We start from the raw sequence: 22048 nt of genomic DNA on the forward strand, positions 1-22048 counted from the left end.
GGCGAGCTTGCTCGCCAAGGGCGCACTTCGGTCTCTTGGGCGGACGTATTCGCGAGCAAGCCCGCACCTGCAAGGTTCATGGCAGGTCCCGGGGCTTGTGCAGGTCCAGCAGGGTGATCGGCAGGGCCTGGCGCCAGGTGTCGAACTCTCCCAGTGGCTGGGCCTGGGCGATATGGATGCGGGTCAGCTCGCCGCCGTGGCGTTCTCGCCAGTCCATCAGGGTCATTTCGCTTTGCAGGGTCACGGCATTGGCCACCAGGCGCCCGCCGGGCTTGAGTTGTTTCCAGCAGGCCTGCAGCACGCCTTCGCGGGTCACGCCGCCACCGATGAAGATCGCATCCGGGCGTTCCAGCCCGGCCAGTGCCTGGGGCGCGCGACCGCGTATCAGTTGCAGCCCGGGCACGCCGAGTACCTCGCGGTTGTGTTCGATCAATTGCTGGCGGCCGTCGTCGGCCTCGATGGCCAGGGCGCGGCAGCTGGGGTGGGTACGCATCCACTCGATGCCGATGGAGCCGCTGCCGGCACCCACGTCCCAGAGCAGCTCGCCGGGCACCGGTGCCAGGCGCGCCAGGGTCATGGCCCGCACGTCGCGCTTGGTCAACTGGCCGTCGTGACGAAAGGCCGAGTCCGGCAGGCCGGCGAGCCGCGACAGGCGCGGGGTGCTGGCTTCGGCCAGGCATTCGATGGCCAGCAGGTTGAGGTCGGCGATTGCCGGGTCGGCCCAGTCATTGGCGGTGCCGTCGATGCGCCGCTCCAGGGGGCCGCCCAGGTGTTCCAGCACGCTGATCCGGCTCGGGCCGAAACCGCGCTCGCGCAGCAGGCCGGCGATGGCGGCCGGGCTGTGGCCGTCATTGCTCAGCACCAGCAGGCGTACCCCGCCGGACAGTTGGGCGCTGAGTGCGCTGATCGGCCGCGCGACCACAGAGAGCGTGATCACCTCCTGCAAAGGCCAGCCCAGGCGCGCAGCCGCCAGGGAATAGGACGAAGGGAAGGACAGTACCTGGATTTCCTCTGCGGGCAGCTGCCGCGCCAGGCTGGCGCCGACGCCGAACAGCATGGGGTCACCGCTGGCCAGGACGCAGACTGCAGCACCACGCTGGCTCAGCACCGGCTCCAGGGAAAACGGGCTGGGCCACAGCTGGCGCTGGCCACGGATGCAGGGTGGCAGCAGGTCCAGCTGGCGTTGGGCGCCGACGATCTTTGATGCGCCCAGCAGGGCATGCCGGGCATTTCTGCCCAGGCCCTTGAAGCCGTCTTCACCGATTCCCACTACTGTCAGCCAGGGCGACATCTCTATTCCTCGAACGCAAAACCTGTTGTTCCGACAGGCAGGCTTTTCATGCCTTCGGACAAAGCAGGCATAATACCGCGCCTTCGCTGACGAAGCGCTTTTCCCACACGGCCGGTCACCCCTTTGAACGAACGCTCGATGTCCACTGCCATCCGCCCCTCGGCCTGCCCGGGGTTGCTGCGCATCGTCCCGGCGCTGGACGGTGGCATCTGCCGGATCAAGCTGGCTGGCGGCGTCATCAGCGCGGAGCAGGCCGTGGCAGTGGCCGAGGCGGCGCAGGCTTACGCGGGGGGCGTGATCGAGGCCACCAACCGCGCCAACCTGCAGATTCGCGGCATCGGCCCGGAGCATCAGGCACTGATCGCCGCACTGCTGGCTGCCGGGCTTGGGCCGACTACTGCCGCCGGTGACGATGTGCGCAACCTGATGCTCAGCCCCTGCGCCGGGATCGATCGGCAGTGCTTGATGGATACCCGGCCCCTGGCCGCGCAGATCCTCGACACCTTGCAGGGCCATCCGCGCTTTCACCAACTGTCGGCCAAGTTCGCCGTACAGCTCGACGGTGGCGAAGCCCTGGCCATGCTCGAACATCACCATGACCTGTGGCTGTCGGCCCTTGAGCGCGACGGCCAGGGGCTGCTGGCGTTCGGGCTGGCTGGCTGCCCGGTGGATGAACCCCTGGCGGCGGTGGCGCAGGACCAGGGCCACGAGCTGCTGGTGGCCGTGCTGGAGCTGTTTCTCGACCTGGCGCGGCCGGAACAGACGCGCATGCGTCACCTGCTGATGGACATGTCGCGGGAGGATTTCCTCGCTCAACTGGAGCCCCGCCTGAGCCGGCCGCTGTTGAATATCGGTGGCTGGCGGCGTCAGGCCAGTGTCGCTGGACTGCATATCGGTACTTATCCACAGGCTGCGCCCGGGCAGGTTTATGTTGGCGCGGGCACGCCCCTGGGGCGGCTCGATCCGGCCATGCTCAAGGGCGCGGCGCAATTGGCCCGACAGTACGGTGACGCCAGCCTGCGCCTGACCCCCTGGCAGAGCCTGCTGCTGCCCTCGATCGCCGCGGCGGATGCGCCGGCGGCTACTGCCGCCCTGGAGCAACTGGGCCTACTGTGCAGCCCGCAACAGGCCTTGGCTCACTTGATTGCCTGCACCGGTTCCAGTGGTTGCGGCAAGGCCCTGGCCGACACCAAAAGCGACGCCCTGCAACTGGCAGGGCTGCTCCAGCGCCATGGTCGCCAACTGGATGTGCACCTGTCCGCCTGCCCGCGTTCCTGCGCCGCCGCTCATGTGGCGCCGGCCACCCTGCTGGCGGTGGCCCCAGGGCGCTATGACTTGTATTTGCGCGATGCAGGGCAGCCGGGTTTCGGCACGCTGCACGCACGCAACCTTTCTATTGAAGCGGCAGAGGCATTGCTCGATGCCCGCCCACGGAGCAACCTTGATGCTTGATTACATCCGCGACGGTCAGGAGATCTATCGCAACTCCTTCGCGATCATTCGCGAAGAAGCCCGGCTGGAGCGCATTCCCGCCGACCTGGAGAAACTCGCCGTGCGGGTGATCCATGCCTGCGGCATGGTCGAGGCCGTCGACGGCCTGCAGTTTTCCGAGGGCGCCGGCAAGGCCGGGCGCGATGCCCTGGCGGCCGGTGCGCCGATTCTCTGCGATGCGCGCATGGTTTCCGAGGGTATTACCCGGGCCCGCTTGCCGGCCAACAACCAAGTGATCTGCACCCTGCGCGACGACAGCGTGCCAGAGCTGGCTCGGGAGCTGGGCAACACCCGTTCCGCTGCGGCCCTGGAACTGTGGCGCCCGCACCTGGAAGGCAGCGTGGTGGTGATTGGCAACGCGCCCACCGCTTTGTTCTACCTGCTGGAAATGCTCGATGCGGGCGCGCCGAAACCGGCGCTGATCCTCGGCTTCCCAGTGGGCTTCGTCGGCGCCGCCGAATCCAAGGCGATGCTCGCCGCCGACAGCCGCGGGGTGCCCTTCGTGATCATGCAGGGCCGCCTGGGCGGCAGCGCCATGGCGGCGGCTGCGGTCAATGCCCTGGCCACGGAGGTCGAATGATGCAGCAGCCCGGACGTTTGATCGGCCTTGGCGTGGGCCCCGGTGATCCGGAACTGATTACCGTCAAAGCCCTGCGCCTGCTGCGCGAATCACCGGTGGTGGCCTACTTCGTGGCCAAGGGCAAGAAGGGCAACGCCTTCGGCATCATCGAAGGGCACCTGCAACAGGCCCAGACCCTGTTGCCCCTGGTGTACCCGGTCACCACCGAAGTGCTGCCGGCACCGCTGTCCTACGAACAAGTGATCAGCGACTTCTACGACAGCGCCAGCCAGGAGCTGGCGCAGCACCTGGACGCCGGCCGCGACGTGGCGGTGATCTGCGAAGGCGACCCGTTCTTCTACGGCTCCTACATGTACCTGCACGACCGGTTGGCCGAGCGTTACCAGGCCGAAGTGGTGCCGGGGGTGTGCTCGATGCTGGGCGGCGCTTCGGTGCTGGGCGCGCCCCTGGTGTATCGCAACCAGAGCCTGTCGGTGCTTTCCGGGGTGCTGCCCCATGAGGAACTCAAGCGTCGCCTGGCGGACGCCGATGCGGCGGTGGTGATGAAGCTGGGGCGCAACTTCCCCAAGGTGCGCCAGGTCCTGGAAGAACTGGGGCTGGCGCGGCGTGCGCTGTACGTCGAGCGCGCCACCATGGCCAACCAGAAGATCGTGCCGCTGGATGACGTGGAGCCGATGTCCTCGCCGTACTTCTCGCTGATCATCGTTCCCGGCGAAAGGTGGCAAGGCTGATGGCCCGTTCAACTCCGGCCATCGTCATCCTTGGCCAAGGCAGCCTCGACACCGCGCGGCAGATCCAGCGGCTGTATCCCGACTCGTTGATCCACGGTCTGGCGGAACGGGTCGAAGGCGCCGACCGGGTCTACCACGAATTCGGCGCGACCCTGCGCCAGTTCTATCAGCAGGACACGCCCATTATCGCCCTGTGTGCGGCCGGCATCGTGATCCGCACCCTGGCGCCGCTGCTGCTGGAAAAGGGCGCCGAGCCGCCGGTGCTGGCGGTGGCCGAAGACGGCAGCGCCGTGGTGCCGCTGCTGGGTGGCCTGGGCGGGGTCAATCTCATGGCCCGGGAAATCGCCGCCGGCCTTGGCGTGGTGGCGGCCATTACCACCAGTGGTGAATTGCGCTTCGGCACTTGCCTGCTCAACCCGCCCAGCGGTTATGCGCTGGGCGACCTGGAGCTGGGCAAGCGGTTCGTCTCCGACCTGCTGGGTGGCGAAAGCGTGCGCATCGAAGGCGCAGCACCCTGGCTGGCCGCAGCGAAGCTGCCCGAGGACGACCAGGCCCGCCTGACCATCCGGGTCGGTTCAGCCGAGCGCGAGCCCGTGGCCAATGAGCTGCTGATCTACCCCCGCAGCGTGCTGGTTGCCTGCCGTGGGCAGCGGCTGGCCGGCGACGCTGATATCGACCTGGCCACGCACATCCGCCAGGCCCTGCATCAGGCGCGCATCGCCGTGCAGTCAGTGGCGTGCCTGCTGGCCGCCGACCGCGACATGGCCGACCGTGCCCTGCACCAGGCAGCAGCGCAACTGGGCGTACCGTTACGTTTCCTGCCGGCCGCCGACAGTGTCGCCGAACTGGCGCAACAGGCCGTGCCGCAATTGCTGCCGCCGCTGAAGGTGGGCGAGGACATCGCCATTGCTGTGGCCAGCCAGCCCCTGGACCCGGAGCAGATTGGCCGCCCCCGTGGGCGCCTTGCCGTGATCGGCCTCGGCCCTGGCGCCGCCGAGCTGATGGTGCCGGCAGTGAAAGCCGAACTGGCCCGGGCCAACGACATTCTCGGTTATGAAACCTACGTGCGCATGGCCGGTCCGTTTCGCGCCGACCAGGTGATGCACTGCACCGATAACCGCGAAGAGATGCAGCGCGCCCGTCACGCCTTCGAGCTGGCGGCCCAGGGCCGTTCGGTGGTGGTGGTGTCGTCCGGCGACCCGGGAGTGTTCGCCATGGCCGCGGCGGTGCTCGAGGCCCTGCACGAATCCAGCGACCCGGCCTGGCACAGCGTCGATCTGGAGATCCTCCCGGGCGTCTCCGCCTCCCTGGCCACCGCAGCCCAGGCCGGTGCACCCTTGGGCCATGATTTCTGTGTGCTGTCGCTGTCGGACAACCTCAAGCCCTGGGACATCATCGAGAAGCGCCTGGACCTCGCCTCCCAGGCGGATCTGGCCCTGGCCTTCTACAACCCGATTTCCCGCTCGCGGCCCTGGCAACTGGGCCGGGCCCTGGAGATCGTGCGCCAGCACCGTACGCCGCAAACCCCTGTGGTATTGGGGCGCGACATTGGCCGCCCGGGCCAGACCCTGCGGGTCATCACCCTGGGCGAGCTGACCCCGGAGCAGGTGGACATGCGCACCATGGTGTTGGTGGGCTCCTCCACCACCTGCGTCTTCCCCCGGGCCGGGGGCGGCGACTGGGTGTACACCCCGCGCTGGTACGGCAATAAACCCTTGTAGGAGCCGGCTTGCCGGCGAAGGCGCTCGTAAGATCGCCATCGTCGGCAGCGGCTTCTAGCGCGCAGGGTCCTCATCCTCATCCTTGGCGGTCAGCAGCCAGGTGATGAATTCGAAGAAGCCGGCCCATCTGGCGGGGATGCGGCCGGCGACGAAAGCTTCCCAGTCGCCCAGGTCGAAATCCCAGACGCCGCCGCTGTCCTTGTCCAGCAAGTAGCCGCCTTCGCCTTGTAATGAGGTGAAGGCCACAAAGTTCTCTGGCAGCTCCCACACCTCATGGATGAACTCGGTGCCCATGCGAACTTCCTCGCCGGGCCCGGCAATGTCGAGGAGCACTTCGTCGCTGACGCGGCTGCTGAAATCGGCGGGGTGGCAGGCCAGGTAGATCTGTGCGAACTCGCTGTCCGGGGCAATGCCCAGGGCTTCCAGCGCCAGGGTGACCTCGGCGCTTTCAGGAAGCGGGCGGTAGCGGGGCTGGGCTTCGATCAGGGCAATCAGTGGCGCTGGAATCATGCCGGGTACTCGGTGGCGCGTGGCCATTTGTCCAGCGGCAGATGGTTCATGTCGCGGGTGAATTGTTTCCGGGCCTGGCCCAGGGTTTTATGGTTCGGCCCGCTCGGCACATCCAGCGCTTCGCTGCCGTCGTCTTCCCAGTGGCACAGGTCGCAGATCTCGTATTCGCCTCGTGCGCCCAGGGTCAGGTAGCCGCAGCAGGGGCAGGCCTCCAGGCACTCGATGTTCGCGCTGACGGTGTAGTCACCCAGCCCGGCTTCACGCAGGCAGCGCCTCAGGTACAGGTGGGTCACGCCGCGATATTCGGCGCGCAGGGCGATCAGCAGCAGCGCGTCGTAGCGTGGGTCTTGCACCTCTTGCGGGGGCTCCGGTTGGGTCAGGATCTGTTGTTGCAGGCTGGGTGCAAGTGCCGCGAATTCAAGGTTGTCTCTGTCTATTCCCCACCAGTTCAGGAGGTGGGAGAAGCGCGCGGCGGCGTCGAGGCCGGGCAACCTGTGGCGGCTCAGAAGGTCGATGGCTGCGTTGGCGGTGAGTTTTTCCATGGGGGGTCGGCTTTTCGAGGGGGCGGTTCAGGGCCAGGTCAGGGTCAATTGGTCAGGGCGCTGAATGGGTATTCGTACCCTGACCCCGGAGGTCGATTCGCCATGGAGGTACTGGTCCTGGATCTCTACCCGGTTGAAGGGGTTGGTGTCGCGCAGGGCAACCAGCCAGATCAGTGCATCCGAGCCTTTTTCCTGCAAGGCCAGGAAGCCATCGCCGCCGTAGCCTGCCGTCTCCCCACCCCGGGCATAGAACGACTGTGGACCGTCGGTGCACAAGCCCAGGGTGGTGACGAAGTCAGGCTCATCCTGTTGGGGATAGTCCAGGGCCGGCATCCAGACGTTGTTGATCAGCCGGGGATGTTCATAGGGCAGGTCGAACAGGCAGTAGAACCCGCTGCCGAGGACCAGGGTGTTTTCCCGGGGGAAACACCCGCCCAGCCATTGTTCCTGAATGAAAGCGGCATCGGCGCTGTAGGGCATTGGGTGGTTCCTGCTCCTGCTGGAAGGGGGGGCTACAGGTTCGAGACCTGGCGAAAACCGGAGTTGTAGGCGCATTGCCCGGCGTACTCGGGGCGTGCATCACAGGCCTTGAGGCAACCCTGGACGCCCTTGGGAAAGCGCGCCTCCACCGACATAGCGAAACCGTAGGTCGGCGTGGTCACCGCAAAGCTGCTGTTGCAGGCCACTTGCGTGCTGTAGGTGAAGGTCATGGCCTCGCGCCGGTCGTTGTGGGCGAAGGCCACCTCGAAGCTGTCGAGGCTGTTCCAGCCCGACAGCGGCAGCACTACAAAACGGTAGCGGGTGCTGTCCAGGCGTTGGCCGATGACCCGCAGATTCTTGCTCGATGAGTCGGCCTTGGGCGAAGGGTAGGGCAGGGCCAGCAGCGCCCGCGGGTCACCCACCACGCCCAGTTCGAAGCCGATACCTTTTTGGTAGAAGGGTATCTCCAGGGCCGGTGCGCCCTCGATCTTCACGTACTGGCTGGATGCATAGGGGCCGCGGGTTTCAGGCTTGTAGTCCGGCGCTTTGGCGAAGCTGACTTCAAGCTCCAGCACCGCGTCTGAGGCCTTGGCGTGCTCGGTGCGTATATCGCTGGGTTGCTCGCTGCCATGGCTGGCGCAACCGGCCAGCACCATGGCCGTAGTCAGTTGCAGCAGCTGTCGGGCGGGCCATGGACGTAGAACGGTCATCACTCAATGCTCCTTCTTCAGCGGGCTGGAGTTCAGGCCCAGCCCCTTGAGCTGCCAGCTTCCCTGCACCTGCTGCCAGCTGAACTGGCGGCCGACCCAGTCCACCTGCAAGGCGTGATGCAGGCGGCTCTGGTCAATGCGCCGGCCTTCGTCCAGGGCCTTTCGCGCGCGGTCGCCGGCTTGGTTGAACAGGGGCCAGAGCTGGCTCAGGTTCAGCTCTTTGCTGATCGGCAACTGGGCATACACGCCCTGCTCCGCCGAACTGAGCAGCAGCCCTTCCTTGCCGAGGAACGCAGCACTGCTGTTGTCCGGCGACACCGACACCAGCATGGCGTAGTGGGAGAACCCCCAGCCGGGCAGCCGCTCGTCGAACCACAGCACTTGCCCGGTGGAGGGCACCAGGGCCCGCGCGCCCTCGGGAAACAGCAGCAGGTCGCTGCGTCCGGGTTGCGGCTGGCCCCAGTCGGGTTCGCTCTTGCTCTTGACCGGGCTGAGGACGCGGGCCAGGGGCGTGTCGTTCTGCACGGCGATCAGCACCGTGCCGACGCCCATCCATTCGATGGTGGTGGCCAGCAGTACCGGTTGCCCGCCCCGGGTCGCCCCGGTGGGTTTTACATCGGTGATCTGCCAGGCGTTCAGCGGCCGATAGAGCTGGCCCTTGTAGGTGATTTCCCGGGGGCTGCTGCCGTCCCGACGGTGGTACACCTTGAAGTCGCCAAAGCGCTCAATGGATTCACTGGTCTTGTTCAGCCAGGCCTCGAGCTTGGTCTGGGGCGATTCGCCAGCCAGTGCCGGGAGGGGCATGAGCAGGAGCCCGGCCAGCAGGCAGGCCAGGCCGCGCCCGATCTGCGCAAGGCACAGGGCGCGCGCGGCGGCGGGGCCCGTGCCAGTGGGTCGTTGAAGAGTCTGCATTCCGTTGCCTGTCGCTTGATGGGAGGGTGGCCGGGGCCCTAAGGGACCAGGTAGCCCCTGACCCCGGTGAAGATGATCTGCGCCGCCAGGGCGCAGACGAACAGTCCCATCAACCGGCTGACGATCTGCAAGCCCTGGTCGCCGAGGATGCGTTCGATGCGGTTGGACAGGTACAGCACCACCCCCACGGTGAGGCTGGCCAGGGCGATGCTGAGGATGGCGGTGAGCTTGTCGTCCCAGTGCGGCTGGCTGACGCCCATTACCAGCAGGGCGCCGATGGTGCCCGGGCCCACGGTCAGGGGAATGGTCAGCGGGACTATGGTCACGTCCTGCTGCACGTTGTCGGTCTGCACCGCCGATTTGCCCTGGGCCATGCCCAGGGCAGAGATGAACAGCACGCTGCCGGCGCCGATGCGGAAAGCGTCCACGGTGATGCCGAACACGCCGAAGATCACCCGGCCGAACAGGTACAGCAGGATGCTGGAGACCAGGGTCGCCAGGGCCACTTTCCAGGCCAGGCGCCGGCGCTCCTTGAGCGAATAGCCGCGGGTCAGGCTGATGAAGCACGAGAGCACGAAGAAGGGGCTGTAGAGCACCAGCATCTTCAGGTAAACGCTGAACAGCACGTGGAGCATGGTGGGAGCTCACGACTAAAGGAGGGCGAGCGAGAGTTTAACAGGCGCCGCAGAGCCTGTCGGCTCAACTGGTGTGCGCGGTGCTGCGCTCGCGCAGGTCGCGCTGGGTCACCCAGTGTTCCACCAGTTCCCGCAGTTGCGAGAGCTCCACGGGCTTGGCCATGTGCCCGTCCATGCCGGCCTGGCGCGCGCGCTCCTTGTGCTCGGCGAGGATGTGCGCGGTGAGCGCCACCACCGGGGTGCGTACCCGCTGGTTGCCGACTTCCCAGGCGCGCAGTTGCTGGGTGGCGGAGAAGCCGTCGAGCACCGGCATTTCGCAGTCCATCAGTACCAGGTCGTAGCGGTTGGCTTTCATTGCCTGCAAGGCTTCCTCGCCGTTGCTGGCGGTATCGGGCTGCAGGTTGAGCTTGCCGAGCATGCCGCGGATGACCTTGGTGGAAATACTGTTGTCCTCGGCCACCAGGATGCGGAAGTCGCTGGGCACGGTGACTGGCGCCGGGGCCTGGGCAGCGTGCGCCGGCTGGTTGTAGGGGGCGGCGGGGGCCTTGTCGCGCTGATTGAGTTCGTCCGCCAGGGTGGTCTTGAGGGTGTAGCCGGCCACTGGCTTGGCGAGGATGCGCTTGATCCCGGCATTGCGTGCAATCACCTTGCTCGGCGCATTGCTGATGCCGGTGAGCATGATCAGCAGGATGTCGTGGTTCAGGCTCGGGTCTTCCTTGATCTTCGCCGCCAGTTGCATGCCGGTCATGCCGGGCATGTTCTGGTCCAGCAATACCACGTCGAAGTAGTCCCGCAGGTGCGCCTTGGTGCGTAGCAGGGCCAGGGCTTCCTTGCCCGATGGCACGGCGCTGACGTTCAGGCCCCAGGCACTGCACTGCTGTACCAGCACCTTGCGGCAGGTGTCGTTGTCGTCCACCACCAGTACCCGCGCGCCCTGCAGGGGGCCGTCGAGGTCGGCGGTCGGGTGTTCCAGGCGCTCGGCATCCAGGGGCAGGGTCAGCCACAGGGTGCTGCCCTGGTTGGTGCCGCTCTTGATGCCGAACTCGCCATGCATCAGCAGGATCAGTTGACGGGCGATCACCAGCCCCAGGTTGCCCCCCAGGCGGGTGGTGGCGAGGAAGTTCTTGCTGTGCAGCTCGGTGTGCAGCAGGGCTTCGCGCTCTTCGGCCTCCATCGGCTGGCCGCTGTCCTGCACGGCGATGCGCAGGCGCGGTTTGCTGCTGCGCTCGTCGAGGGCGACGACGATCAGCACTTCGCCTTCATCGGTCTTCTTCAGGGCATTTTCCAACAGGCTCAGCAGGGCCTGGCGCAGGCGTGTCGGGTCACCGCTGATGACCCGTGGCACCTGGGGCTGGATGAAACTGATCAGCTCGACGTTCTGCTGTTCGGCCTTGGCCCGGAAGATGCTCAGGCAGTCTTCGATCAGGGCGTTGAGGTCGAACTGCACATCGTCCAGTTCGATCTGCCCGGACTCCAGCTTGGAGATGTCGAGGATCTCGTTGATCAGGGTCAGCAGCTCGTTGCCGGCACTGTGGATGGTCTGCACGTAATCGCGCTGCTTGACCGACAGCGGGGTGCCCAGCAGCAGCTCGGTCATGCCCAGCACGCCGTTCATCGGGGTGCGGATCTCGTGGCTGATCTTGGCCAGGAACTCGGCCTTGGCATTGACCTCGGCGGTGCTGGCGGCCAGGTCGCGGCTGACGCTGAAGCGGTTCTCGGTGATGTTGCGCTGGCGCTCGCCCAGGGCAATGCTCATCAGCAGCCCGGCGATGCACACCACGCTCAAGAGGGTGACGATCAGGCCTTGCGGGGCCACCAGGGTCAGCCCCAGCAGGGCCGGCAGGATCACCAGGGTGCCGAGGTTGAAGATCACCATGGCGGCGACGAACAGGCGCGCCGGGCGATAACCCTTGTGCCAGTGATAGCCACCGACGAACAGCATGCTCAGGCCGGCCAGGGCCACCAGGCCGTAGGTGATGATGTTCAGCGGCAGGGTATCGACGAACAGCAGCAACAGGCCGAACAGGCTGATCAGCAGGATGTTGCCCAGCAGCAGGCGGTTCAGCGGATGGGCGCCCAGGGGGGCGAAAAAGCGGTAGGCGAACATCATCCCGCAGGGCGCGGTCAGCAGCAGGGCGATATAGGCCCCCGGCGTCTGCAGGGCTTCCCAGGCCGGGAGCCAGGGCCCGAACAGGTTCAGCAGCATCAGCAGGCTGAGGGTCAGCAGCCCTTCGCAGGCTGCCAGCCACAGGCTGCTGCGCGAACGGGTGTAGGCGAAGCGGGTGAGGTTGTGCAGGATCAGCATCGCCAGGCAGCCGAACAGCAGGCCGTAGATCAGCGTCTGGCTCTGGTCGGCCGCGCCCATCACCGCCGATTGCAGGGTGATGAAGGGGCGCAGTTCGTGTTCGGACACCAGGCGTACATAGACGTCCAGTGGCTTGGCGCTTTGCGGCAGCGGCAGCATGAAGTCGCTGCTGGGCAGGGGCTTTTGCGCCTGCGACGGGCCGGAGCCGGTGTTCACTTGCTCGATCAGCTTGTCGCCTTCGAGCACGTAGAGGTTCAGGTGGGACAGGTCGGGGGCGAAGATCCGCAGGATCTGCTCATGGGTTCCCGGTTGCAGCTTGAAGCGTAGCCACAGGGCGCCATCGGGCTCGGCGGCGGTGAGCTTGTCCAGCTCGATCGGGCTGAACTGGTTGGTGTAGCGCGGGGAGCGGATGTCACTGAGCTGCAGGTCGGCCTGTTCGTCGAGCAAAACCGCCCAGCCACTGCCTTGAGCGGCCAGGGCCGGGTTCAAGCAGAGCAGGGTCAGCAAGGTGACGGTGAAGCCTAGGGCAATCCTGAGCCAGCGCACGGCGAAATCCCTTCGTTGGTTGATGCCTGATTATAACTATGCGCGGCGTAATGACCGCACGGCAAGGGCGTGTGCCCTTGCCGGGGTCAACGACAGCCTTACTCCTGGCCGCGCTCGCGGGCAATGGCGCGGTAGCCGATGTCCTTGCGGTAGAAGCAGCCCTGCCAGTCGATCTCGGCCGCCAGGCGGTAGGCCTGTTGCTGAGCCGCGTCGACACTGTCACCCATGGCGGTAGCGCACAGTACCCGGCCGCCGGAGGTCACGACCTGGCCATCCTTGAGTGCGGTACCGGCGTGGAACACCTTGCCTTCCAGTGCTGCCGCGGCGTCCAGGCCAGTGATGGCCGCGCCCTTGGCGTAGTCACCAGGATAGCCGCCTGCCGCCAGAACGATACCCAGGCTCGGGCGTGGGTCCCACTGCGCTTCGACCTTGTCCAGGGCCTGGGCCAGGGCGGCTTCCACCAGCAGCACCAGGCTCGATTGCAGGCGCAGCATCACCGGTTGGGTTTCCGGGTCGCCGAAGCGGCAGTTGAACTCGATGACTTTCGGGTTGCCGGCCTTGTCGATCATCAGCCCGGCATAGAGGAAGCCGGTGTAGACGTTGCCTTCCTCGGCCATGCCGCGCACGGTGGGCCAGATCACCAGATCCATCACCCGCTGGTGCACTTCTGAAGTGACCACCGGTGCCGGGGAGTAGGCGCCCATGCCACCGGTATTGGGGCCAGTGTCGCCGTCGCCGACGCGCTTGTGGTCCTGGCTGGTGGCCATGGGCAGCACGTTCTTGCCGTCGACCATGACGATAAAGCTGGCTTCCTCGCCGTCGAGGAACTCCTCGATCACCACGCGGGAACCGGCGTCGCCGAAGGCATTGCCGGCCAGCATGTCGCGCACCGCTTCCTCGGCTTCGGCCAGGGTCATGGCGACGATCACGCCTTTGCCGGCGGCCAGGCCGTCGGCCTTGATCACGATCGGGGCGCCTTTTTCACGCAGGTAAGCCAGGGCCGGCTCGATCTCGGTGAAGTTCTGATAGTCGGCAGTAGGGATCTTGTGGCGGGCGAGGAAATCCTTGGTGAAGGCTTTCGAACCTTCCAGCTGCGCAGCACCGGCAGTCGGGCCGAAGCAGTCCAGGCCACGGGAGCGGAACAGGTCGACCACGCCAGCCACCAGCGGCACTTCCGGGCCGACGATGGTCAGGGACACATTCTTCTGAGCAAAGTCTGCAAGCTGCTCCAGGGCCAGGACGTCGATGGCGACGTTCTCGCACTTGGCCTCGATGGCGGTGCCGGCGTTGCCGGGGGCGACGAACACTTTCTGAACCCGTGGGTCCTGAGCGACTTTCCAGGCCAGAGCGTGTTCACGACCGCCGCTACCAATGATCAGTACATTCATTTCAAAAACCTCGGATGACGCTAATTCTGTTTTGGAACCTGAAGAGCTGGACGCCTCAGGAGGTTGCAATGACAGTGGTAGATGCAAGGCGGAGCCCACCTCGATGAGCGCAGTTGCCTGTTGGCAATGAGCATCATCGAGGTGGGCTCCAACGCAGCAGATGCCGGTGTCAGTGCGACCGTTGTCGTATCAGTGACGGAAGTGGCGCATGCCGGTGAACACCATGGCAATACCCGCTTCGTCGGCAGCGGCAATCACTTCGTTGTCACGCATCGAGCCGCCGGGCTGGATCACTGCGGTGATGCCGACCTTGGCGGCGTTGTCCAGGCCGTCGCGGAACGGGAAGAACGCATCGGAGGCCATGACCGAACCGGCGACTTGCAAGCCGGCGTGCTCGGCCTTGATGGCGGCGATTCGCGCGGAGTTCACGCGGCTCATCTGGCCGGCGCCGACACCGATGGTCTGGCGGTTCTTGGCGTAGACGATGGCGTTGGACTTGACGTACTTGGCGACTTTCCAGGCGAAGATCAGGTCGTTGATCTCTTGCTCGGTCGGGGCGCGCTTGGTCACGACTTTCAGGTCATCGGCACTGATCATGCCGATGTCGCGGCTCTGCACCAGCAGGCCGCCGTTGACGCGCTTGTAATCCCAGGCCGCAGCGCGCTCAGCCGACCACTGGCCGCAGGCCAGCAGGCGCACGTTGGCCTTGGCAGCGACAATGGCGCGGGCTTCTTCGCTGACGCTCGGGGCAATGATCACTTCGACGAACTGACGCTCGACGATGGCCTTGGCGGTGGCTGCATCCAGCTCGCGGTTGAAGGCGATGATGCCGCCGAAGGCCGATTCGGTGTCGGTGGCGTAGGCCAGTTCGTACGCCTGGCGGATACCGCCTTCAGCGTCCGGGCTGACCGCCACGCCGCACGGGTTGGCGTGCTTGACGATGACGCAGGCCGGCTTGACGAAGCTCTTCACGCATTCCAGCGCGGCGTCGGTGTCGGCCACGTTGTTGTAGGACAGCTCTTTGCCTTGCAGTTGGGTCGCGGTGGCGATGCCGACTTCAGCAGGCTTGGCCTCAACGTAGAACGCCGCGCTCTGGTGCGGGTTCTCGCCGTAGCGCATTTCCTGGGCCTTGATGAACTGGCTGTTGAAGGTGCGCGGGAATTCGCTGCGGCCGGATGTCGAGAGGGTTTCGGCGGCCTGGTTCACGGTGCCCATGTAGTTGGCGATCATGCCGTCGTACGCAGCGGTGTGTTCGAAGGCCTTGAGCATCAGGTCGAAGCGCTGGGCGTAAGTCAGGCCACCGGCCTTGAGGCTTTCCAGGACGCCGGCGTAGTCGCTGGCATTGACCACGATGGCCACGTCCTTATGGTTCTTGGCCGCCGAGCGGACCATGGTCGGGCCGCCGATGTCGATGTTCTCGATGGCGGTCGGCAGGTCGCAGCCTGGCTTGTTGATGGTGGCTTCGAACGGGTAGAGGTTCACCGCGACCAGGTCGATCGGCTTGATCCCGTGCTCGTTCATGATGGCGTCGTCAATGCCGCGACGGCCGAGGATACCGCCGTGGATTTTCGGGTGCAGGGTCTTCACCCGGCCATCCATCATTTCCGCGAAACCGGTGTAATCCGCGACTTCCACTGCGGACACGCCGTTGTCCTGCAGCAGTTTGAAGGTCCCGCCGGTGGAGAGGATCTCCACACCAAGGGCTTCCAGCTCCTTGGCGAATTCGAGGATCCCGGTCTTGTCGGAAACACTGATCAAGGCGCGGCGGATCGGCAGGCGGGTAGTCTGGTCGGTCATCTCAATTTCCATCAAAAGCAAAGGAGTCAGCAAAAAAGGCGACCGTTTTTTACGCGGGCGCCTTTCTGGTTTGATTGAATGCTTACAGCAAATCGTACTGCTTGAGTTTCTTGCGCAGGGTACCGCGGTTCAGACCCAGGAGTTCGCTGGCCTTGGTCTGGTTGCCCTTGACGTAGTTCATCACGCTTTCGAGCAACGGAGCCTCGACTTCGGAGAGCACCAGGTTGTACACGTCCGTGACGGCAGCGCCCTCAAGGTGGGCGAAATAATTGTGCAGCGCCTTCTCGACACTCCCGCGAAGGGTCTGGCCTTCTTCGCTGGGTGTATTGAGGTGCTGTTTCAAATTCACGTTGTCGCTCACGGGTGTTGTTCCACTCACTAAAGTCTCGGTCATCATCGTCATGCGGCCACCCCCTCTCCGTCCCCTGTTTCCAGGCTCTTGTAACGTCCGGCAAAGAACTCACGAACGTTGGCGCATTGTGCTTCCGTATCTTCCAAACGATTGAAGTGGGCGCGAAACTCCCTGGCGCCCGGCAGGGTTGCGAGATACCAGCCCACATGCTTGCGCGCAATGCGTACGCCCATGACATCTCCATAGAAGGCATGCAGCGCGGCCAGGTGCTCTAGCAGAATACGTTCCACCTCGAACAGCTCCGGTGCCGGGAGGGTTTCACCGGTACTGAGGAAGTGTTCGATCTCACGAAAAATCCATGGCCGCCCCTGGGCGGCCCGGCCGATCAACAGCCCGTCGGCGCCGGTGGCGTGCAACACCCGCCGGGCCTTTTCCGGCGAGTCGATATCGCCATTGGCAAAGACCGGGATCGACACCGCCTGCTTGATCGCGGCAATGGTGTCGTACTCGGCTTCACCGGTGTACAGGTCGGCCCGGGTCCGACCATGGACCGCCAGTGCCGTGATGCCGGCCTGCTCGGCGATCTTCGCCACCGTCATGCCGTTCTTGTTCTCCCGGTCCCAGCCGGTGCGGATCTTCAGGGTGACCGGTACATCCACAGCGGCCACTACTGCCTGGAGAATCTCGTTGACCAGGGCTTCGTCCTTCAGCAACGCGGAGCCGGCGGCCTTGTTGCAGACCTTCTTGGCCGGGCAACCCATGTTGATATCAATAATCTGTGCGCCCAACTCGACGTTGGCGCGGGCGGCGTCTGCCAGCATCTGTGCATCACCCCCGGCAATCTGCACCGAGCGGGGCTCGGGATCGCCTTCGTGGATCATGCGCAACCGCGATTTGCGGCTGTTCCACAAGCTCATGTCGCTGGTGACCATTTCCGAGACTACAAGGCCCGCGCCCAATTGCTTGCAAAGCTGACGAAAGGGCTGGTCTGTAACCCCCGCCATCGGGGCGAGAATCAAACCGTTGTGCACTGTATATGGGCCGATGCGTACCGCCGACATAGGACTTCCCTGTTGTGGGGCCGGATCATGAGAGTTCGAAAAAGGGTTGGCATGATACCCGCTCTCGATGACCGGATAAAGGCTGAATTGGATAAAATCTGAACAGTTCTTCTGTAACGTCCTGGGAGCAATCCAGGCGAAACAGTCATAAAACTGTCGTTAATCCAGAGTCGTCCGTGAACTTGTGCAGCCGATTCACTCAGGCGAGTGGAAACTCAGACTGTAGTTCACCGCTTTCGGGCCGGGGTCAAGAATATCCAGGGCGATGTGAATCGGGGTCTGCGGCGGCATTTCCGCCGCATCCTGCAAGTCACCGCCCAGGTATTCCCCGGGCTTGAAGCTGCGGCTGGCGATCAGGTGGCCGTTGAGGTCGGCGAAGCGCAGCTCAAGCAGCGGGAAGGGTTGGGAGAAGGGCGCGCGGTTATAGATGATGGCGTCCACCACCAGGGCGCCGCTGAATTCCGGATGGCTGCGTACCACCAGGTTGCTGCTCTTGATCCGGGCGATGTCGACCCGGGAAGGTACCGTGCAGCCGAATTCCGGGCACAGTTGCTGGAACCAGGGGCGGTACTGGTCCTGGCGGGCCAGCTCATCAAAGTGATAGGCGACGTATTGTCCCACCAGGCCGCCGGCGGCCAGCAGGATCAGCAGCAGCCAGAGCAGGCGCTTGCCCCAGGGCGAGCGGCGCTTCTGCCAGTCGAGGTGGAGCGGGTCGTCCACCAGGTCCAGCAGCACCTCTTCCTTGACCCCGGGCTCGTTGCGCTCGCGGCGCTTCTTGCCGGAGACGGCGGGCTCGTCGTCCTGGTCGTCCGGGTTGGCAGGCGAGTGAGGTTCCAGGTCATCGTCCAGGCGCAACCTGGGCGCCTGGGGTTCGTCGTCCAGGTCCGCGAGGTTGAACGACAGCGACGGTTCGGTGCGGCTGGGCTTGGGTGGTTCGGCGCTGGGTTCGGCGTCGTCCGGTTGCACCTTGGGGGGCGAAGGCTCGCTGTCGTCCCGTTCGGCGGCGCTGCCGAACAGTCCGTCCGGCCAGTGCGCCTCGTCGGCGTCCTGGGTGTCGCGCCGGGCGCTGAGGCTGCCTTCCTTGTGCTCGCGTTCCTGGCCAAAGGCCTTGGCTGGCTGGATTTCACGCTGTTCGAGCTTGGCCAGTTCCTCATCGAGGTCCAGGTGATCCAGGTCCATCTCGGCGGCCGACCATTGCTTCTGGCTGATGGCGCGCTGAGGAGCGGCAGGGGCCGCGGGGGGTGGCAGATCCGGCTCGGGTGCCGCCGGTGCCGGCGCCACGGTCGCTGCGGGAGCAGCCGGTGGCGCTACGGGTTTGGCAGCGGCTTTCGAGGTGGCAGCTTCCTTGGCCGCGCGCTGCTCGAGCAACTGCCGTGCGGCGTTGAACACCTGCAGGCAGGAGCCACAGCGAACCACTCCACGGGCCACGCTCAACTGGGCGTGGCTGACACGGAAGCGGGTTTGGCAATGCGGGCACTGGGTGACGAAACTGTCGGTCATGCGGCCATCCGGATTATGCAGGCGGCCATTCTAGCGCCGACGGCCGGTGATGCGCACCCAGCCATCAAGGGTGGCGATCGGGTCCAGATCGAAGTCCTGGGCATAAGCCGCGGCGACTTCCTCGCCCTGTTCGGCAAGGATGCCGGAAAGCGCCAGGCGCCCGCCGGACTTGACCAGCCCCGAAAGCTGCGGCGCCAGGGCCACCAGTGGCCCGGCCAGGATGTTGGCCACCAGCACATCGGCTTGCTCCTGGGGCAACTGCTCGGGCAGGTAGAGCGGGAACAGCTCGTCGGCAATGCCGTTGCGCCCGGCGTTGTCACGGGAGGCTTCCAGGGCTTGCACGTCGATGTCGGTGCCCACCGCCTGTTTGGCGCCCAGCAACAGGGCGGCAATGGCCAGGATCCCCGAGCCGCAGCCGAAGTCCAGCACGTTGCAGTCCTTCAGGTCCTGGCCGTCCAGCCATTCCAGGCACAGGGCGGTGGTCGGGTGGGTGCCGGTGCCGAAGGCCAGGCCCGGGTCCAGCAGCAGGTTCACGGCCTCGGGCTCCGGCGCGGCGTGCCAGCTGGGAACGATCCACAGGCGCTGGCCGAAACGCATGGGCTGGAAGTTGTCCATCCAGCTGCGTTCCCAATCCTGGTCTTCGATGACTTCGCTGTGATGCTCGGGCAGCGGGCCGCCGGTCAGCAGTTCCATGTGGGCGAGTACGCTGGCGGCTTCGGTGCCGCCCTCGAACAGGGCCAGCAGATGGGTGTGGGACCAGAGCGGGGTGGTGTTCAGTTCAGGTTCGAAGATCGGCTGATCCTCGGCGTCCATGAAGGTGACCGAGACGGCACCGACTTCAAGAAAAGCGTCTTCGTAGGTTTCGGCTTGTTCTGGGCTGATGGCGAGACGGACTTGCAGCCAAGGCATGGCGGGCACCTTTGAAAATATGTGATGTGCAGCCTAGTGGGCCGCGAGAAGCGCGCAAGTTTACGCGAGACGCCCCTTGGGAGCGAGGGGGATACCCTGTGCTTGGTCGCAAGGACGGTTGATCAGGGAATGGCCGCTGCGCGGTTCGCGAGCGGGCTCGCTCCTGCAGGGCGGCGGATACGACAAGGCCGCTCGAAAGCGGCCTTGTCGGTGTGGCGGGTGCCGATCAGTGTTGCTCGGCCAGCTTGTGCTCGAGGTAGTGAATGTTCACGCCCCCTTTGCAGAAGCCTTCGTCACGGGTCAGGTCGCGGTGCAGCGGGATGTTGGTCTTGATCCCGTCGACGACGATTTCGTCCAGCGCATTGCGCATGCGCGCCATGGCTTCGTCACGGGTGGCCCCGTAGGTGATCAGCTTGCCGATCAACGAATCGTAGTTCGGTGGAACCGCGTAACCGCTGTACAGGTGCGAGTCGACGCGCACGCCGTTGCCGCCCGGGGCATGGAAATGCTTGACCGTGCCTGGGCTTGGCATGAAGGTTTTCGGGTCTTCGGCGTTGATCCGGCATTCCAGCGCGTGGCCGCGGATCACGACGTCGTCCTGGGTGAACGACAGCTTGTTGCCGGCGGCAATGCTGAGCATTTCCTTGACGATGTCGATACCGGTCACCATTTCCGATACCGGGTGCTCTACCTGCACGCGAGTGTTCATCTCGATGAAGTAGAAGCGGCCGTTCTCGTAGAGGAACTCGAACGTGCCGGCGCCACGGTAGCCGATGTCGATGCACGCCTTGACGCAGCGGGCGAAGACTTCCTGGCGGGCGGTCTCGTCGATGCCCGGTGCCGGCGCTTCTTCGAGGACCTTCTGGTGACGACGCTGCAGCGAGCAGTCGCGGTCACCCAGATGGATGGCGTTGCCCTGGCCGTCGGACAGCACCTGAACTTCCACGTGACGTGGGTTGGTCAGGAACTTTTCCAGGTAGACCATCGGGTTGCCGAACGCCGCGCCGGCTTCGGAGCGGGTCAGCTTCGCCGAGGCGATCAGGTCTTCTTCCTTGTGCACCACGCGCATGCCGCGACCACCACCGCCACCGGCGGCCTTGATGATCACCGGGTAGCCGACTTCACGGCCGATGCGCAGGGCGGTTTCCTCGTCTTCCGGCAGCGGGCCGTCGGAACCTGGAACCGTCGGTACGCCGGCAGCGATCATGGCGTGCTTGGCGGAAACCTTGTCGCCCATCAGGCGGATGGTCTCGGCTTTCGGGCCGATGAAGGCGAAGCCAGAGTTTTCCACCTGTTCGGCGAAGTCGGCGTTTTCCGCGAGGAAGCCGTAGCCAGGGTGGATCGCCGTGGCGCCAGTGACTTCAGCGGCCGCGATGATGGCCGGGATGTGCAGGTAGGACTGCGCGGCTTGCGCAGGGCCGATGCATACCGATTCGTCTGCCAGGCCCAGGTGCATCAGCTCCTTGTCGGCCTTGGAGTAGACGGCTACGGTCTTGATCCCCATTTCCTTGCAGGCACGCAGGATCCGCAGGGCGATTTCGCCGCGGTTGGCGATCAGGACTTTTTCCAACTTCGCAGGCTTCAACATCAAAGACTCTCCGCGGTTCAAACGATGGTGAACAGCGGTTGGTCGTACTCAACCGGCTGGCCGTCTTCGACAAGAATGGACTCGATCACACCGCTGGTTTCAGCTTCGATGTGGTTCATCATCTTCATTGCTTCGACGATGCACAGGGTGTCGCCCTTCTTCACGCTCTGGCCGACTTCAACGAAGGCTGGCGAGGTAGGCGAAGACTTGCGGTAGAAAGTACCGACCATTGGCGAACGGGCCACGGTGCCGTTCAGCGCGGGCGCGGCCGGTGCTGCAGGAGCGGCGGCGGCAGCAGGAGCGGCAGCGGCAGGCGCAGCCACTGGAGCGGCAACCGGAGCCGGTGCGTAGTACTGCTGGGCTGGAGTCTTGCTGTGGCGGCTGATGCGTACGGACTCTTCGCCTTCCTTGATCTCCAGCTCGTCGATGCCGGACTCTTCCAGCAGTTCGATCAGTTTCTTAACTTTACGGATATCCATGAATCATCAACTCCCAAGGGTCGGTCAGGGGCGTTTATCGCTTGTCGTTCAAGCGTTTGCCTGACGTTCAAGCTGTTCTAGGGCGGCCTCCAGGGCCAGTCGGTAACCGCTGGCGCCAAGGCCGCAGATCACTCCCACCGCAACATCGGAGAAGTAGGAGTGATGACGGAAAGGTTCGCGTTTGTGCACGTTGGACAAATGCACTTCGATGAATGGGATGCTCACCGCCAGCAGCGCGTCACGTAATGCGACGCTTGTATGCGTAAAAGCTGCTGGATTGATCAAAATGAAATCCACGCCTTCATCGCGGGCGGCATGGATGCGCTCGATCAATTCGTACTCGGCATTGCTCTGCAGGTACTGCAGATGGTGCCCGGCATCACGGGCCCGTTGCTCCAGGTCCTGGTTGATCTGGGCCAGGGTGGTTGCACCGTAGACCCCCGGTTCACGGGTGCCGAGCAGGTTCAGGTTGGGTCCGTGAAGAACCAGTAGGGTGGCCATCGGTTGTTCCTTGTTATCG

21 protein-coding genes are annotated in these 22048 nt (G+C 64.9%); 4 read left to right on the forward strand and 17 right to left on the reverse strand.

The window, feature by feature from the left end; translation table 11 throughout:
* Positions 1-76: 76 nt before the first annotated feature.
* Positions 77-1291 (reverse strand): precorrin-6y C5,15-methyltransferase (decarboxylating) subunit CbiE, encoded by a 1215-nt coding sequence (gene cbiE, locus A9971_RS13810; protein ID WP_125062434.1) that lies wholly within the window; start codon positions 1289-1291, stop codon positions 77-79.
* 138 nt (positions 1292-1429) lie between these two features.
* On the opposite strand from cbiE, the gene cobG reads away from it, so the two are divergent.
* The 4 genes from cobG to cobJ are packed head-to-tail and all read left to right on the forward strand — an operon-like array spanning position 1430 to position 5814.
* Entirely contained in the window at positions 1430-2743 is a 1314-nt protein-coding gene (cobG, locus tag A9971_RS13815) for a precorrin-3B synthase (RefSeq protein WP_053148845.1), read from the forward strand.
* Entirely contained in the window at positions 2736-3362 is a 627-nt protein-coding gene (locus A9971_RS13820; RefSeq protein WP_053148848.1) for a precorrin-8X methylmutase, read from the forward strand. The genes cobG and A9971_RS13820 overlap by 8 nt, the downstream gene beginning before the upstream one ends.
* Positions 3362-4093 carry a precorrin-2 C(20)-methyltransferase gene (locus A9971_RS13825; RefSeq protein ID WP_047335593.1) on the forward strand — a complete coding sequence of 244 codons (732 nt, stop codon included), beginning with the start codon at positions 3362-3364 and terminating at the stop codon, positions 4091-4093. Before A9971_RS13820 ends, A9971_RS13825 begins: the two co-directional genes overlap by 1 nt.
* Positions 4093-5814: a precorrin-3B C(17)-methyltransferase gene (gene cobJ / locus A9971_RS13830; protein WP_183000716.1), complete on the forward strand. Its 1722-nt coding sequence runs from the start codon at positions 4093-4095 to the stop codon at positions 5812-5814. The genes A9971_RS13825 and cobJ overlap by 1 nt, the downstream gene beginning before the upstream one ends.
* Positions 5815-5868: 54 nt before the next feature.
* Here the strand turns inward: cobJ and A9971_RS13835 are convergent, their stop codons facing one another.
* From A9971_RS13835 to aroQ, 16 genes are all read right to left on the reverse strand, one after another.
* The gene (locus tag A9971_RS13835; RefSeq protein WP_019094016.1) at positions 5869-6324 is read right to left on the reverse strand and encodes an SMI1/KNR4 family protein; all 456 of its coding nucleotides are present in this window, start codon (positions 6322-6324) and stop codon (positions 5869-5871) included.
* Positions 6321-6866, reverse strand: coding sequence for a CPCC family cysteine-rich protein (locus A9971_RS13840; protein WP_015633989.1), 546 nt, complete (start codon positions 6864-6866; stop codon positions 6321-6323). Before A9971_RS13840 ends, A9971_RS13835 begins: the two co-directional genes overlap by 4 nt.
* Before the next feature lie 27 nt (positions 6867-6893).
* Positions 6894-7346, reverse strand: a complete 453-nt coding sequence (locus A9971_RS13845; protein ID WP_015633990.1) for a hypothetical protein — start codon at positions 7344-7346, stop codon at positions 6894-6896.
* Between the two features lie 32 nt (positions 7347-7378).
* Complete coding sequence (locus A9971_RS13850; protein ID WP_015633991.1) at positions 7379-8056, reverse strand: hypothetical protein; 678 nt, start codon at positions 8054-8056, stop codon at positions 7379-7381.
* A gap of 3 nt (positions 8057-8059) precedes the next feature.
* Entirely contained in the window at positions 8060-8968 is a 909-nt protein-coding gene (locus A9971_RS13855) for a hypothetical protein (protein WP_183000717.1), read from the reverse strand.
* Between the two features lie 38 nt (positions 8969-9006).
* Positions 9007-9603 (reverse strand): MarC family protein, encoded by a 597-nt coding sequence (locus A9971_RS13860; protein ID WP_011059033.1) that lies wholly within the window; start codon positions 9601-9603, stop codon positions 9007-9009.
* 64 nt (positions 9604-9667) lie between these two features.
* Positions 9668-12454 (reverse strand): hybrid sensor histidine kinase/response regulator, encoded by a 2787-nt coding sequence (locus A9971_RS13865; protein WP_019096153.1) that lies wholly within the window; start codon positions 12452-12454, stop codon positions 9668-9670.
* Positions 12455-12552: 98 nt separating this feature from the next.
* The gene (gene purD, locus A9971_RS13870; protein WP_011059035.1) at positions 12553-13842 is read right to left on the reverse strand and encodes a phosphoribosylamine--glycine ligase; all 1290 of its coding nucleotides are present in this window, start codon (positions 13840-13842) and stop codon (positions 12553-12555) included.
* Between the two features lie 189 nt (positions 13843-14031).
* Positions 14032-15639 carry a bifunctional phosphoribosylaminoimidazolecarboxamide formyltransferase/IMP cyclohydrolase gene (gene purH / locus A9971_RS13875; protein ID WP_011059036.1) on the reverse strand — a complete coding sequence of 536 codons (1608 nt, stop codon included), beginning with the start codon at positions 15637-15639 and terminating at the stop codon, positions 14032-14034.
* 82 nt (positions 15640-15721) lie between these two features.
* Complete coding sequence (fis, locus tag A9971_RS13880) at positions 15722-16042, reverse strand: DNA-binding transcriptional regulator Fis (protein WP_003186237.1); 321 nt, start codon at positions 16040-16042, stop codon at positions 15722-15724.
* Positions 16039-17052 (reverse strand): tRNA dihydrouridine synthase DusB, encoded by a 1014-nt coding sequence (dusB, locus tag A9971_RS13885; RefSeq protein WP_152685915.1) that lies wholly within the window; start codon positions 17050-17052, stop codon positions 16039-16041. Before dusB ends, fis begins: the two co-directional genes overlap by 4 nt.
* Before the next feature lie 195 nt (positions 17053-17247).
* Entirely contained in the window at positions 17248-18552 is a 1305-nt protein-coding gene (locus tag A9971_RS13890; protein WP_053148860.1) for a DUF3426 domain-containing protein, read from the reverse strand.
* A gap of 30 nt (positions 18553-18582) precedes the next feature.
* Positions 18583-19461, reverse strand: a complete 879-nt coding sequence (gene prmA, locus A9971_RS13895) for a 50S ribosomal protein L11 methyltransferase (RefSeq protein ID WP_065364917.1) — start codon at positions 19459-19461, stop codon at positions 18583-18585.
* A gap of 226 nt (positions 19462-19687) precedes the next feature.
* The gene (accC, locus tag A9971_RS13900; protein WP_015633996.1) at positions 19688-21049 is read right to left on the reverse strand and encodes an acetyl-CoA carboxylase biotin carboxylase subunit; all 1362 of its coding nucleotides are present in this window, start codon (positions 21047-21049) and stop codon (positions 19688-19690) included.
* Between the two features lie 17 nt (positions 21050-21066).
* Positions 21067-21528, reverse strand: coding sequence for an acetyl-CoA carboxylase biotin carboxyl carrier protein (gene accB / locus A9971_RS13905; RefSeq protein WP_015633997.1), 462 nt, complete (start codon positions 21526-21528; stop codon positions 21067-21069).
* A 48-nt stretch (positions 21529-21576) separates the two neighbouring features.
* A complete protein-coding gene (gene aroQ, locus A9971_RS13910; RefSeq protein WP_011059042.1) occupies positions 21577-22029 on the reverse strand; it encodes a type II 3-dehydroquinate dehydratase in 453 nt (150 codons plus the stop codon).
* Positions 22030-22048 lie beyond the last annotated feature (19 nt).

This window comes from Pseudomonas sp. UME65, from assembly GCF_014170225.1.
In the GTDB taxonomy this organism is placed as follows: domain Bacteria; phylum Pseudomonadota; class Gammaproteobacteria; order Pseudomonadales; family Pseudomonadaceae; genus Aquipseudomonas; species Aquipseudomonas protegens.

Coding starts and splice junctions, on each gene's coding strand:
- cbiE (WP_125062434.1), bottom strand. CDS start 1,291: ATGTCGCCCTGGCTGACAGTAGTGGGAATCGGTGAAGACGGCTTCAAG.
- cobG (WP_053148845.1), top strand. CDS start 1,430: ATGTCCACTGCCATCCGCCCCTCGGCCTGCCCGGGGTTGCTGCGCATC.
- A9971_RS13820 (WP_053148848.1), top strand. CDS start 2,736: ATGCTTGATTACATCCGCGACGGTCAGGAGATCTATCGCAACTCCTTC.
- A9971_RS13825 (WP_047335593.1), top strand. CDS start 3,362: ATGCAGCAGCCCGGACGTTTGATCGGCCTTGGCGTGGGCCCCGGTGAT.
- cobJ (WP_183000716.1), top strand. CDS start 4,093: ATGGCCCGTTCAACTCCGGCCATCGTCATCCTTGGCCAAGGCAGCCTC.
- A9971_RS13835 (WP_019094016.1), bottom strand. CDS start 6,324: ATGATTCCAGCGCCACTGATTGCCCTGATCGAAGCCCAGCCCCGCTAC.
- A9971_RS13840 (WP_015633989.1), bottom strand. CDS start 6,866: ATGGAAAAACTCACCGCCAACGCAGCCATCGACCTTCTGAGCCGCCAC.
- A9971_RS13845 (WP_015633990.1), bottom strand. CDS start 7,346: ATGCCCTACAGCGCCGATGCCGCTTTCATTCAGGAACAATGGCTGGGC.
- A9971_RS13850 (WP_015633991.1), bottom strand. CDS start 8,056: ATGACCGTTCTACGTCCATGGCCCGCCCGACAGCTGCTGCAACTGACT.
- A9971_RS13855 (WP_183000717.1), bottom strand. CDS start 8,968: ATGCAGACTCTTCAACGACCCACTGGCACGGGCCCCGCCGCCGCGCGC.
- A9971_RS13860 (WP_011059033.1), bottom strand. CDS start 9,603: ATGCTCCACGTGCTGTTCAGCGTTTACCTGAAGATGCTGGTGCTCTAC.
- purD (WP_011059035.1), bottom strand. CDS start 13,842: ATGAATGTACTGATCATTGGTAGCGGCGGTCGTGAACACGCTCTGGCC.
- purH (WP_011059036.1), bottom strand. CDS start 15,639: ATGACCGACCAGACTACCCGCCTGCCGATCCGCCGCGCCTTGATCAGT.
- fis (WP_003186237.1), bottom strand. CDS start 16,042: ATGACGATGATGACCGAGACTTTAGTGAGTGGAACAACACCCGTGAGC.
- dusB (WP_152685915.1), bottom strand. CDS start 17,052: ATGTCGGCGGTACGCATCGGCCCATATACAGTGCACAACGGTTTGATT.
- A9971_RS13890 (WP_053148860.1), bottom strand. CDS start 18,552: ATGACCGACAGTTTCGTCACCCAGTGCCCGCATTGCCAAACCCGCTTC.
- prmA (WP_065364917.1), bottom strand. CDS start 19,461: ATGCCTTGGCTGCAAGTCCGTCTCGCCATCAGCCCAGAACAAGCCGAA.
- accC (WP_015633996.1), bottom strand. CDS start 21,049: ATGTTGAAGCCTGCGAAGTTGGAAAAAGTCCTGATCGCCAACCGCGGC.
- accB (WP_015633997.1), bottom strand. CDS start 21,528: ATGGATATCCGTAAAGTTAAGAAACTGATCGAACTGCTGGAAGAGTCC.
- aroQ (WP_011059042.1), bottom strand. CDS start 22,029: ATGGCCACCCTACTGGTTCTTCACGGACCCAACCTGAACCTGCTCGGC.